Genomic DNA, 12494 nt, shown 5'->3' on the forward strand with positions numbered 1-12494 from the left:
TGGACCCCAGCCGGCCACACAGGGCCATCGGGCTGTTACGTCGTGCTCATCAAGCACCACACGGCAAGCCGGTTCACAGGAGGAATGACGTGGAGTCAAGCGCCCAGGACGGCGCCGTACCTGCTTACGAGCTGATCATGGTCAGCTACAACAGCCGGTCACAGATCGAGGGCCTGCTCGCCGGGCTGCCCGCCGACATCCCGCTGGCCATCATCGACAACGCCCGGGGGGCCGACGGCCTGCGGGAGCTGATCAGCGGCCGCCCCAACGCCCGGTACCAGGAAGGTCCCGGCCAGGGCTTCGCCACCGCAGCCAACATCGGTGCCCGCAGCAGCGCCTACGACTATGTGATTTTTGTCAATCCGGACTGCCGCCCGACGGTCACCGGTCTCGACGCTCTGGTCTCGATGCTGGCGGCCGAGCCGAACATCGCCTCGGCGGCGGCCACCACGGTCTCCGGCGACGGAACGGTGGAGATCGGCACCGGCGGCTGGGAGCCCACCCTGCGCCGCTCGATCGTCCATGCGGTCGGCCTGCACAAGGTCGCCCCGCAGGCCGGCCTGTTCGCCCGGCCCCGGCCCTACCTGCCGATCAAGGTGGACTGGACCACCGGTGCCTGCATGGCCGTGCGGGTGAGCACGTTCAAGGATCTGGGCGGGTTCGACGAGCAGTTCTTCGTCTACAACGAGGACGTGGCGTTCGGCCGGGCGGTGCGCGAGTACGGCATGACCCAGGCGCTGCGCACCGACGTGCTGGTGCAGCACGCGGCCGGTAACTCGGGCGCGCCCTCCAAGGAGATGCTGCGCCTGCGGGGGGCCTCGATGGCCCGCTACGTGGCCCAGCACAACGGCCTGGAGACCGCGCGCGGCATCCGCCTGGCGCTGACCTTCGGCTACGGCGTGCGAGCGCTGGCCTCGCTGGCCAAGGGCAACCGGGGCCGGGCCCAGGAGCACTGGAGCTACGTCCTCGGGATCACCAGCGGGCGGGCCAGCGTGGCCGGCCGGACGGTGACCAGGGCGTGAGCAACACCCCCCGATCCGGCTCGACCCGACTGCCCGGCGGTACGCCGCCGGGCGGCTCGGCCGGGCCTGGTACCGGCCAGCAGCCGTACGACAGCGCCCGGCTGGTCAAGCAGGTACGCAACCGCTGGCGCCGGGCCAAGACCAGCCCGCAGCCCAGCCTGGACGCCCTCGCCGCCTACGACGAGCGCTCCGAGCGGCTGCGCCTGGTCGACGCCCTGCCCAACCGCCAGGTGAGCGACGCCGACCGCAAGTACATGCTCCGGCTGATCAAGATCACCCTGCTGCTGTGCGTGGTGTTCCAGCGGTTCGCGCTGCCGCTGGGCGGTTTCCCGATCTCCGTGCCGCTGGTCGCGATGTACGTGTTCCTGGTGCTGGCCCGGCTGCGTGGCGGGGTCCGCTACAACCGGGTGCGCAGCGAGCTGTTCATCGCCTCGGCCGGGCTGGTCATGCTGGCCACGTTCTTCGCCGGTCTCACCCCGGGATCGTCGGTCTCGGTGAACTCGGTCCTGCTCCTGCTGATCATCTACATCCCCTGGGTGTTCTGCATCAGCTCGCAGTTCCGCGACCTGTTCGTCCCGGTGGCCCGGTTCTACACCCAGATCATGCTGGTCGCCTCGGTGGTCGGGATCTTCCAGCTGGCCTCGCAGTACGCCGGCGTCTGGGTCTACCAGGACTTCATCCTGAACGTGGTCCCGGAGAACTTCCTGCTCCAGAACTACAACGTGTCGTACCAGCTGGCCTGGAACGACCCGACCACGAAGGCCAACGCCTTCGTCTTCCTGGAGCCCTCGTTCCTGTGCCAGTTCCTGGCCGTGGCCCTGGTGGTCGCGCTGCTGATCCGGGCGCCCGCCTGGCAGCCGGCCCTGCTGGGCATGGGTATGGCCGCCACGCTGTCCGGTACCGGCATCATCCTGCTGGTGCTGTGCGTGGCCCTGATGGTGGTCGTGGCCCCGAACCGGATCCGCCCGGCGTACGTGCTGGCGGGGGTGGTCGGGCTGGCGATCGTCTTCGCCACCCCGGCGGCCGACATCCTGCTGGACCGAAGGAACGAGACCTCCCAGGAGGGCTCCTCGGGTTACATCCGGTTCGTCCAGCCGTACACCGAGGTGGCGGACGGGCTGCGGGAAGAGGCCACCCGGCTGTTCGTCGGGGCCGGGCCGGGTTCGGCCGACCGGTTGCTGACCTCGTTCCGCTCAGGTGGTGACGCGGTGGTCTACACCATCGCGCCCAAGCTCGCCTTCGAGTACGGCCTGATCGCGATGGTGGTGTTCGTCGCCTTCCTGGTGGTGGCCGTGTACCGCGGTCCGCCGATCCCGGTGCTGCCCACCGGCATCCTGTTCATGATCTTCTTCCTGTCCGGAAGTCTGCTGCAGCCGCACACTCTGGCGCTGGCCTGGCTGCTGACCAGTCTCTGGGGCCCACCGGTAACGGTGGGGGTGTCGGACGCGCTGGCCGCGATGGTCCGCAGGAACAAGGACGCCGGGGCGCAGGCCTAGGCAGAACAGAATTGAGGACGCTTTCCGGCCGCTGGGCCGGGAAGCGTTTTCTTTTGGGTGTGGTCAGGCAGAGCAGAGGACGTCCGGGCGGGCTTGCGCAGCAGACAGGCCAATGGCTGTGCGGGGCACCGGAATGCTGGTGCCCCGCACAGCCATTGGTGGGTATTGCTCAGGTTCTGGTTACGGCCGGATCAGCGGTTGCGGCGCCCGGCCTCGGGGAACGGCCACGGGTCTTCGCCCTGGTCTTCGGCCGACTGGCCACGCCCCGGTTCCCGGCTGCGACCCTGTTCACGGCCTTGCTCGCGGCTCTGTCCGCGACCGGAACGCCCGTCCCCGTAAGGGTTCTGCTGGTCATAGCGGTTCGGCCCGCCGGCCCGGCCGGACTCACGCCCCCGACCCTCATAGCCACGGCCGTCATTACCGCGACCGTCGTGGCCACGGCCTTCGTAAGCGGCCGCGTCATATCCCGGATCGTCGTAGCCAGGTTCGCCGTACTCCCGGCCGCCGGCTCCTCGGTCCGGGTAACCGCCGCCGCGCTGACCACCAGCACCGCGAGACTGCCCCCGTTCCGGTCGCGCCTCGTAGCCCTGGACCGGTGTGCCGTAGGCGTTCTGGCCTTCGCCCGGAGTCGCATACCCACCCCGGCCACGCCCACGCTCGTCGTAGTCCTGGGGCGCAGGGCCACGGCCATTGGCCGGCGTCGCGTACCCGCCGCGGCCACCGGATTCGTACCCAGCGCGCCCATCAGCAGGGGCCTCGTACCCCCCGCGACCGCCGGCACTTTCGCGCCCGCTGCGGCCCCGACCGCTCAGGCCGTCACGTTCCTGGCTCCGGGAACCCTGCTCGCTCCAGTCCGCCTCGCGACCACCGCTCGGCCGGCCACCCGCGTCGTAACCACCGCGCCCAGCAGCCTGGCCACCCGTGTCGTAACCACCGCGCCCGGCAGCCTGGCCACCGGTGTCATGGCCGCCCCGGCCCTGGCCGTCGTAACCACCACGACCACCGGCCGAACCACCGCGCGCAGGCCCACCAGCGCCATAACCGTCCGGACCCGGCTGAGCCTGGTCGGCATAACCATCACGGCCACGGGCATCACCACGGCCGGAACCCGGCCGCCTGGGAGCCTCACCGTGAGCGCTGTAATCGCCCTGGATCTCTACTCCGCGAACTTCGCCACGTGAACCCGAGCCACCACGAGCCTGCCCACGACCTGGCTCATCCCAGTCCCGCGCACCGGCGTTGCCCCGGTCCGACCGTCGGCCGTCATCGGGCCCACCCTGCGCGGACTCCCACGGCGCCGGGAACTGACCCTGCGAAGAGGGTGGCCTACCGCCACGGTCCTGCCGAACCGCAACGGTGGGCTCATGGGCGTCGTAAGCGCCCTCCGACCCGCGGCCAGAGGGGCCGAAGCCCTGCCCGTCCTGCCGCACGGCAACCGTAGGGCCGGTCGGGTCGTACCAGCCTTCGGCCTGCGAGCCGGCCGGACTCTCGTACCCGTCCCGGTCCCGCGGATCACGACCACGCGGATCACGGCCCTGCAGATCACGGCCCTGCAGATCACGGCCCTGCGGATCACGGCCCGAACGACCGCCGGACGAGTGCCGGTCCCGCTCGTCCCAGCCCCACGGTTCCTCGGCCTGCCGGCCGGCCAGGCGCTGCTCCGGCTCGTCCAGAGCCCAGCGCTCCTGCTCGTCCTCACTCCAGAAACCCTGGGCACCATGACGTTCGCGCTCGTCAAAGCGCTCGTCAAAGCGTTCGTCGTAACGGTCGTCGTAAAGCTCGTCCCGGGCCCGGCCCGCGTTGCCCTGGGCCCGCAGCGCCTCCGCCGCCTCTTCCTCGATCCACGGGCGAGGCTGCTTGTCGGCCTTCAGGAAGATGATCCAGCTGGCCACGAAACCGGCGATCTGCGCGGTGGCCATGCCCCAGGCCGCCCCCGGACCGCTCCACAGCGCCCCGCCGAGCGAACCCAGACCCAGCATCAGCGGCGCCTGCACGAAGGTGACCCGCAGCATCTGGTCGGCCCGGCGCAGCGCCTTCAGACCCAGGCTGGCGCCCAGCACGAAGCCCACGCAGACCACGATGATGCCCATCGGGAGCATCACCTCGCGGGCGGTCGCCCAGCTGTCGCCCAGCAGCTCGCCACCGATAGAGGTCGGCACCAGCAGCAGGATCAGCACCCAGGTCCCGGCGATCCCGCCGATCCCCGCGCTGAGCATCAGGGCGCCCTTGAGCAACGACTGACCGGCCATCGCGGTGCGTGAGAGCATCGGCAGGCCGAACGAGGAGATCCCGGAGAAGAGCAGGTTCAGCGGGCCCAGCAGGGTCTGCGCGGCCCGGATACCACCGATCGCCACCTTGCCGACGATGCCGCTCACCACGTACGAGACCAGGGTGGTGGCGCCCTGGTTGAACGAGAAGTCGGCGGCCATCTTCATGTTGATGTCGCGGGTCTCGCGGAACCAGGCCATCGCCTCGAACGGGTCGGGCGCCACCCGGGTCTGCAGGATGCCGATCAGGGCGGCGACCAGTGCCCCCGCACCCCAGGCCAGGGTGATCAGGAAGACCGACGGCTCCGGCTGGACCAGCAGCACCGCCAGCAGACCGAACTGGATCGCGGTGCGGACCGCGTCGTTGATCGTGGCGGTGCGCGGGCGGCCGGCCGCGAAGAAGGCGCTGCGCCAGGTCTCCTGCAGCATCAGGCCGGGCATCGCCAGCCCCAGGCCGAGAATCGCCAGCGCACTGACGTGGTCGCCGAGCACGAAGTACATCACCGCGGCCGCCGCCGCACAGATCAGGCCGGTGACCACGCCGAAGCTGATCGCTGAGCCGGCCGCCTGGCGCTGGGCCCGGCGGCGGGTGTGCCGGTCGGCGTCGGTGAACCGGATGACGTACGGGTCGCCGATCCCGGCCCGGCCCAGGCCGATCAGGAAGGTGAAGGTGACCAGCATCAGGCTGAAGGACCCGAAGTCCTCCTTGGTGACCTGCCGGGCCACCACGATCGAGAGGGCGAAGTTGGCCAGGCTGGAGAGCGCCTGGTCGGCGAACGTCCAGATGATCCGGCTCTTGTTGGAGATCTGCGGGGTGTCGTCCTCGGAGTCCAGGTCGGCCGGGTCCCGGTGCACGTGCCTGCCGGTCAGCGCCACGGCTCACCTGCTTCCGAGGGGAAGCGGCGGCGAATGCCTGTCGCGATGGCGCCGGTGCGGCCGGGCATTCACGCACACCTTTCGCAGATCGCGGTCCGACGGCCCGGACGGCACCGTCGGAAACGATCGACCAGCACGTCTGCGAGCAGTTCGATCGAGCACTGGAACCGGACGGTACAGCGCCGGCCCGGAACACCACAGCAAGCTTCCGGCGTCTCAGCCTACCTTCACGCCTCGTGAGGTCCGTCGGTTTCGCTGCGGTGCACCTGTCCGGCGCAATCCGGACACCAAAACGAGTATCAACCTGGACTTAAGGTTGCGCTTGATCAGCCAAACGGATGACCCTGCCACATCTTCACGCCAGAAACACAGGTAAAGGGCATTAACTAAGACGGCCGAGTCTCAGCGCGCTCTCAGTTACCCTCAGGGCGCGGTCTGACCGCATTAAGAGTAAGTTGCGAACGTGTTGCCTACGGAGAGGCCTGGACCGATATGCCGTCTGTGAGCGTGGTGATCGCGTGCTACAACGCCGCCGACACTCTCGGCATCCAGCTGGAGGCACTGGCCCGGCAGACCTACCGGGGTGACTGGGACGTCATCATCAGTGACAACGGCTCCACCGACCACAGCCGCCTGGTCGCCCAGCGGTACGAGAGCCGGCTGCCGAACCTGCAGATCGTCGACTCCTCCGGCACCGCCGGGGCCGGGCACGCGCGCAACATTGCCGCCCAGCACTCCGAAGCCGACTTCCTGGCCTTCTGCGACGCCGACGACGAGGTGGCCGACGACTGGCTGGAGACCATGACGGTGGCGCTGGAGCGCAACCCGTTCGTGGCCGGCCGCTTCGAGTCGCGCAAGCTGAACTCCGAACGGGTGCTGCGCTCGCGCCCGCTGCAGCAGAGCACCGGTCTGCAGGAGTCGCCGTTCGGCCCGGGTCTGCCGCACGCCGGCGCCGGCAACATGGGCGTCCAGCGCGAGATCTTCCTCACCGCGGGCGGCTTCGACCAGGCCGTGGGCACCCTGGAGGACACCGACCTGTGCTGGCGGATCCAGCTGGCCGGCACCCCGCTGATCTTCGCCCCCGACGCGGTGGTGCACGTGCGGCTGCGGACCTCGTTCAGCAAGATGTGGCGCCAGGGCTGGTCCTACGGTCACGCCGCGGCGTTGCTGGAGCGGCGCTACGGCAACAAGCCGATCGCCAGCGTCACCGCGGTCACCACCTCCCTGGCCGTGATCAAGGCGGCCGAGGAGGCCGAGATCCAGCCTGCTCAGGGCAAGGTCGGCTCGGCGCTGAAGCTGATGCGGGAGAACCCCTCCCCCGGGGCGATGCTGTGGGCGGTCGGCTGGCACGTCGGGCACCGGGCGATGAAGGGCGACGAACTGCCCGCGCTGCCGATGCTCACCTCCGGCCAGGAGAACCGGCTGAGCCAGGCCGGCTGAGACCCGAAACCCAGGAACCGCACAAAGCAGAGGACGCTTGCCCCGGCCGGGGCAAGCGTCCTCTGCTTTGTGCTCTTAAAAGGGTTTTCAGTGCCCCAGGAAGTCCAGCATCGGCTGCAGCGTGACGTCCCAGGAGTAGTGCTTGCGCACCCAGTCCTGGGCCAGCGCCGAGGTGTCGCGCGGCGAGCGCAGCCGGGCCACCACCGTGTCGGCGAACAGCTGCGGGTCGATCTTCAGCCGGTCCACCAGCTCGGAGGGGATGTCCTCCAGGCCGGAGGCGCCCACGTCGGTCGAGACGATGTCGATGCCGGCGCCCAGGTATTCCAGGATCTTGATCCGTGAGCCGCCACCGGACAGCAGCGGCACGATGCCCAGCACGTGCGCGTCCAGCACGGCCGACATCACCGGCGGGTTGGCCAGCAGGGTGATGCCGTCGGGAGCACAGGCCTCGGTCACCGCCTTGCCGGGGTTACGGCCGGCGACGGTCACCGTGGCCTCGGGGATCTGGGCCCGGATCAGCGGCCAGACCTTCTCCGAGAACCACACCACCCCGTCGATGTTCGGCTCCCAGTCCAGGGCGCCGGAGAAGACCATCGAGTTGGCCGGGCGGTTGCCCGAGGGGGTGACCTGACCGGCGAAGATGCCGTTGCGGCAGACGATGGTTCCGCGCTTGGGGTTCAGTGCCCGGGCGTCGGCTTCGGTGCAGACCATCACCGGGTAACGGTCGGCCACGTGCGCCTCGAGGTGGCGCAGCAGCCGCACCTCGGCGTTCATCGCGACCTTGTCCTTGGCCGAGGTGGCCAGCCGGGCCCGCTGGTTCATCAGGTCGGACTCGATGTTGTGCATGCTCACCACGATCTGGTCGGCCCCGGCCGCCACCTCGTCGGCCAGCCCGGCCAGCGCGGTGTGGTCGATGACGGCCACGTCGTAGCGGCCCTCGGCGCCGTTCCACAGGTTGTCGAGCAGCTTCGAGCCGCCGGTGCGCAGACCGCTCAGCGACTTGTAGCGCGCCGCGGTGCGCAGCTGGCGCAGCAGGTCGCCCCCGGACGAGCGGCCCGGGTGCTCCTCCAGCGGCCGGCCCGGCCCCTTGGCGACGACCCCGTCCGGGCTCACCACGGTGGTGTCGTACCTGGTGGACAGGGTCTCCAGGATGGCCAGGGTGCGCAGGGTGCCGCCCGAGGTCGGAGTCGCGGAGAACTCCTTGGTCACCAGCAGGCAGCGAGGTACTCCGGCGGCGCCGGGCGTGGGACTGTTCGTCGTGGGCACCCCCCGACCCTAACCACTGCGGAGACCGGATGAGGCCACGATCGGCCCGTGACCGGCTCCGGAACCAGACCCGTACCCCTTCAGCAAGCGCGGGTTTGACCACTAAAGTCCGGGCGCAGCGGGGGCGGGTCCTCGGGCGGTGGCATCAATTCACGAAACTGCCCCCGTTGGGGCGGCTGCTGGGGGATACCCTCGCGTGGAGTCAAGAAGACTATTAAGACAGGATCAAACCCATGGTCCCCACGGACGGAGCATGATGACTCGCACCCGACCTGCGGTCACCGTCTGCATCCCCACCTTCAACCGGCGGGAGCTGCTCAGCCGCAGCTTGCAGAGTGTCCTCGACCAGTCCTTAGAGGACGCTGAGATCATCGTCTCGGACAACGCCTCGACCGACGACACCGAGGAGTACGTCCGCTCGATCCGGGACCCGCGCGTGCGTTACGACCGGCTGCCCACCAACATCGGCCTGTTCGGCAACCTCTCGCGCTGCCTGAGCCTGGGCAGCGGCCGGTACCGGGTGATGCTCCCCGACGACGACAGCATGCTGCCGGGCAACCTCGAGGCCAAGGTCCGCTTCCTGGACGCCAACCCGAGCGCCGGAATGGTGCACTCGGCCTTCCGTTACCTGGACGACGGCCCGCAGCCGTTCGGCGAGCCGCAGAACTGGTCCCGGCTGGAGAGCGACACCCTCGAGCCCGGCCTGGCCTTCCTGCGCCGCTCGCTGGCGGTCGGCGGGATCGTCTGCGTCTCCTCGGTGATGACCCGCAGCTCGATGGTCTGGAACGAGCGCTTCGACGCCTCCGACGGCCCGTACGCCGACATCGCCCTGTGGTGCCGCATCGCCAGCCGCTCCGACGTGGGCTTCCTGGCCGCGCCGCTGTCCGGCTACATGGTGCACGGCGGCTCGGCCAGCTCCGGATTCCAGCTGGTCCAGGTCAACGGCGGTCAGCACCACATGACGGCGCAGCACGCCGACGCCACCCTGCAGGCGCACGGCCGGTTCGTGCAGCGCGCGGACATCACCCCGCAGCTGCGCGCCGAGCTGGCCGCGATCGTGGCCGAGGCCGACCGCCGGATGCGGCTGACCGTGCTGGCCAACAAGACCATCCCGCCGAACGCGATGAAGATGCTCAAGCGCGCGGTCGGCTGGGGCAAGGGCAACGCCCTGCACCGCAACCTGTCCCTGGACGGCAACGTCGGCGCGCCCGGCCCGGGGGCCATGGCGTGAGCGAGAGCACCACGGAACCCATCGAGGCGGACGTCTGCATCGTCGGCGCGGGGCCGGCCGGCCTGTCGGTGGCCAGTTCGCTGGCCCGGGCCGGAGTCCGGGTGGTCCTGCTGGAAGGGGGCCCGGAGGGCGCCTGGCGGCAGCTGACCGACGTCACCGCCGAGGGCGAGGACGCCTACCCGCAGAGCAGCATCACCGAGACCCGGGGCTCGGGCATCGGTGGCACGGCCGGGCAGTGGAGCTACCGGATGTCCAACGTGGACGCCGACCCGGAGGCCGGGGAACGCGGCTGTCGTTACGCCCCGCTGGACCCGATCGACTTCGAGCAGCGCGCCGAGGTGGCGCACTCGGGCTGGCCGCTGACCCGCTCCGACCTGGACCCCTGGTACGCCAAGGCGCAGCCGCTGGCCGGACTGGGTGAGTACGCCTACCACCCGAACTCCTGGAGCACCCCGCAGGCGCAGCCCCTGGACCTGGACCCCTCGCTGGTCGAGACCCAGATGTTCCAGTTCGCCCCGGCCTCGGTCTGGATCGACAAGGTAGCCGGTGACCTGCGTAGCCGCACCGGTGTCCTGATCCTCACCGACGCCAACGTCACGCAACTGGAGGTCGACGACGCGGGCGGCACGGTCACCGGCGTGCGCTTCGCGCGGCCCTCGGGCCCCGAGGGCCGGGTGGTGGCCCGCGCGGTGGTGCTGGCCACCGGCGGGATCGAGACCGCGCGGCTGCTGCTGATGTCCGACGAGAAGGTCAGCGGCGGCCTGGGCAACGCCAAGGACCAGGTGGGCCGCTACTGGATGGAGCACCCGCTGGTCCGCGGCGGCATGCTGGTCGGCCGGCCCGACCTGCGGCTGGGCCTGGCCGAGCGGCTGAAGCTGTACGACGCGCACTGGCAGGGCAGCACCAAGGTGATGGCCAAGCTGTCGATCGCCCCGGAGCGGATGCGCCAGGAGGGCCTGCTGTCCACCAGCTGCCTGCTGCTGCCCCGGCACGACGTGATCGCCGGCGGCGCGGTGCAGGCGTACACCGAGATCCGCAGCCCTTCCGGCAAGGCCTCCGGCCTGGGCCACAAGGCCGCGCTCGGAGCCAAGATCGCGCTGGGGGCCAACAAGCTGCTCACCGCCCGCAAGGCGATGGCGGCGCAGCCCGGGCTGGACCTGTCCGGCTGGGCCACCCAGGACGACGCCGGCGGTTTCCGGGTGTTCGAGGTGGTGCACCAGACCGAGCAGTCACCCGACCCGGACAACCGGATCGTGCTGGACCGGCGCAGCACCGACCGGTTCAACCGGCCGCTGCCCAAGCTGCGCTGGCACTGGAGCGCCCCGGACCGGGAGCGGATCACCCGCTCGCGCGACCTCTACGCCCAGGCCTTCGCGATCGCCGGGCTGGGCGACTTCGTCCAGACCGACTGGGAGAACGGCCAGCCCCGGATGACCGGCGGCAACCACCACCACATGGGCGGCGCCCGGATGTCCACGGACTCCAGCACCGGGGTGGTGGACTCCGATGCCAAGGTGCACGAGATGGCGAACCTGTTCGTGGCGGGCAGCTCGGTGTTTCCCACCGGCGGCTCGGTGAACCCGACGCTGACCATCGTGGCGCTGTCGCTGCGGCTGGGTGCGCACCTGGCGAAGGTGCTGCCGACGCTGCCCTGAACCGGGCCCAAAACGCCGGTGGGGACCTCGGACGAGGGCCCCACCGGCGAAAGCGACGATCCTTACGGCGTGCGCAGCTCGCCGTCCACGACCCCGTCGACGAAGGCCGACCACTCGCCGGGGGTGAACCGCAGGACCGGGCCCTGCGGGTTCTTGGCGTCACGCAGAGCTACTCGACCGCCGTCCAGAAATGCCACCTCGACGGAATTGCCATTCGCCCCGGAGCGGGTGGACTTTACCCAGGCGACATTCGCCAGTTCATCCGTACCCATGTCCCTGCTTTCCGTCTCTAAGCCAGCCGGCTGCTCACCATCCGCGCCGACTGGGCCGGCGATGCAGCGGTGGCCCGCAAATGGTCGAAGGCCACGGTACAGGCCCGGACTTCTTCCTCGGTCTCCTGAAAGAGGTTACCGGCCATGGTCTCCACGCAGGCCACGGTGGGATCCGGGTCGGGGAACTCCAGCAGCGAGAAGGACCCGCGCATACCCACGTGCGAACCCGCGGTGAACGGCACGATCTGAATGGTGACGTTCGGCAGTTCCATCATCGTCAGCAGATGCTCGAACTGCTCGCGCATCACCGCGGGCCCGCCGACCTCGCGCCACAGCACCGCCTCGTCGACAATCGCCCACAGCGCCAGGGGATTACTGCGCGTCAGCAAGTTCTGCCGGCCGACCCGGATCTTGGCCTGCAGATCGATCTGGTCGCCCGGCATCAGCGGGCTCTGGCCGGTGGAGCTGGAGCGGATGTAACCCTCGGTCTGGAGCAGGCCGGGAATCAGCAGCGACTCGAAGTTGCGCACCGAGGCGGCCTCGGACTCCAGCTGGATGTACATCGAGTAGTGCTCCGGGATGGCCCCGGCGAAAGGCTGCACCCAGCCCTTCTCCCCGGCCGCCTTGAGCAGGGCGAACAACACGTCCCGCTCTTCCGGGGCGACCTGGTACAGCTCCAGCAGACTGGTCAGCGTGCGCCGTTGCGGGCGGCCCTTGGCGGTCTCCAGCCGGTACAGCGTGGCCACGTTGATGTCGGTCCGCTCGGCCACATCCTCGCGACTCATGCCGGCAGCGCCCCGCAGCCGGCGCAATTCGCTCGCGAGTCGGCGCATACGGACGGTCGGGGGCGTGCGCGAAGCCATGGGCCTCATCCTTTCGGTCAGATGTTGCGCCGGACAAGCACAAAGTGTGTTTGCAATCCTTGCATTTACCGCGCGGTCACTCGTATCGTTTACGACATGGCGCGGG

9 protein-coding genes are annotated in these 12494 nt (G+C 69.8%); 5 read left to right on the forward strand and 4 right to left on the reverse strand.

What is annotated here, in order from left to right; all coding sequences use genetic code 11:
• Positions 1-89 precede the first annotated feature (89 nt).
• Together LR394_RS17115 and LR394_RS17120 are read left to right on the forward strand one after the other, a co-directional pair.
• Complete coding sequence (locus LR394_RS17115; protein WP_231443048.1) at positions 90-1022, forward strand: glycosyltransferase family 2 protein; 933 nt, start codon at positions 90-92, stop codon at positions 1020-1022.
• Positions 1019-2518, forward strand: a complete 1500-nt coding sequence (locus LR394_RS17120) for a hypothetical protein (RefSeq protein ID WP_231443050.1) — start codon at positions 1019-1021, stop codon at positions 2516-2518. Before LR394_RS17115 ends, LR394_RS17120 begins: the two co-directional genes overlap by 4 nt.
• Positions 2519-2709: 191 nt before the next feature.
• On the opposite strand, the gene LR394_RS17125 is transcribed toward LR394_RS17120, so the two are convergent.
• Positions 2710-5661 (reverse strand): oligosaccharide flippase family protein, encoded by a 2952-nt coding sequence (locus tag LR394_RS17125; RefSeq protein ID WP_231443052.1) that lies wholly within the window; start codon positions 5659-5661, stop codon positions 2710-2712.
• A 492-nt stretch (positions 5662-6153) separates the two neighbouring features.
• On the opposite strand from LR394_RS17125, the gene LR394_RS17130 reads away from it, so the two are divergent.
• Positions 6154-7101 (forward strand): glycosyltransferase, encoded by a 948-nt coding sequence (locus LR394_RS17130; RefSeq protein ID WP_231443054.1) that lies wholly within the window; start codon positions 6154-6156, stop codon positions 7099-7101.
• Between the two features lie 87 nt (positions 7102-7188).
• Here the strand turns inward: LR394_RS17130 and LR394_RS43010 are convergent, their stop codons facing one another.
• Positions 7189-8367, reverse strand: coding sequence for a glycosyltransferase (locus LR394_RS43010; protein ID WP_231443056.1), 1179 nt, complete (start codon positions 8365-8367; stop codon positions 7189-7191).
• 256 nt (positions 8368-8623) lie between these two features.
• Between LR394_RS43010 and LR394_RS17140 the strand changes: the two genes are divergently transcribed.
• Positions 8624-9598, forward strand: coding sequence for a glycosyltransferase family 2 protein (locus tag LR394_RS17140; RefSeq protein ID WP_231443058.1), 975 nt, complete (start codon positions 8624-8626; stop codon positions 9596-9598).
• Positions 9595-11253 carry an FAD-dependent oxidoreductase gene (locus tag LR394_RS17145; RefSeq protein WP_231443060.1) on the forward strand — a complete coding sequence of 553 codons (1659 nt, stop codon included), beginning with the start codon at positions 9595-9597 and terminating at the stop codon, positions 11251-11253. The genes LR394_RS17140 and LR394_RS17145 overlap by 4 nt, the downstream gene beginning before the upstream one ends.
• Positions 11254-11315: 62 nt before the next feature.
• Here LR394_RS17145 and LR394_RS17150 read toward each other — a convergent pair whose 3' ends face one another.
• Positions 11316-11525 carry a DUF397 domain-containing protein gene (locus LR394_RS17150; RefSeq protein ID WP_231443062.1) on the reverse strand — a complete coding sequence of 70 codons (210 nt, stop codon included), beginning with the start codon at positions 11523-11525 and terminating at the stop codon, positions 11316-11318.
• 17 nt (positions 11526-11542) lie between these two features.
• Positions 11543-12388: a helix-turn-helix domain-containing protein gene (locus LR394_RS17155; RefSeq protein ID WP_231443064.1), complete on the reverse strand. Its 846-nt coding sequence runs from the start codon at positions 12386-12388 to the stop codon at positions 11543-11545.
• Positions 12389-12494 lie beyond the last annotated feature (106 nt).

It is taken from the genome of Kineosporia babensis (genome assembly GCF_021129305.1).
Taxonomy (GTDB): domain Bacteria; phylum Actinomycetota; class Actinomycetes; order Actinomycetales; family Kineosporiaceae; genus Kineosporia; species Kineosporia babensis.

What these genes read in the sequence shown, in the direction of transcription:
- LR394_RS17130 (WP_231443054.1), top strand. Translation starts at nt 6,154, where the DNA reads ATGCCGTCTGTGAGCGTGGTGATCGCGTGCTACAACGCCGCCGACACT.
- LR394_RS17140 (WP_231443058.1), top strand. Translation starts at nt 8,624, where the DNA reads ATGACTCGCACCCGACCTGCGGTCACCGTCTGCATCCCCACCTTCAAC.
- LR394_RS17150 (WP_231443062.1), bottom strand. Translation starts at nt 11,525, where the DNA reads ATGGGTACGGATGAACTGGCGAATGTCGCCTGGGTAAAGTCCACCCGC.
- LR394_RS17155 (WP_231443064.1), bottom strand. Translation starts at nt 12,388, where the DNA reads ATGGCTTCGCGCACGCCCCCGACCGTCCGTATGCGCCGACTCGCGAGC.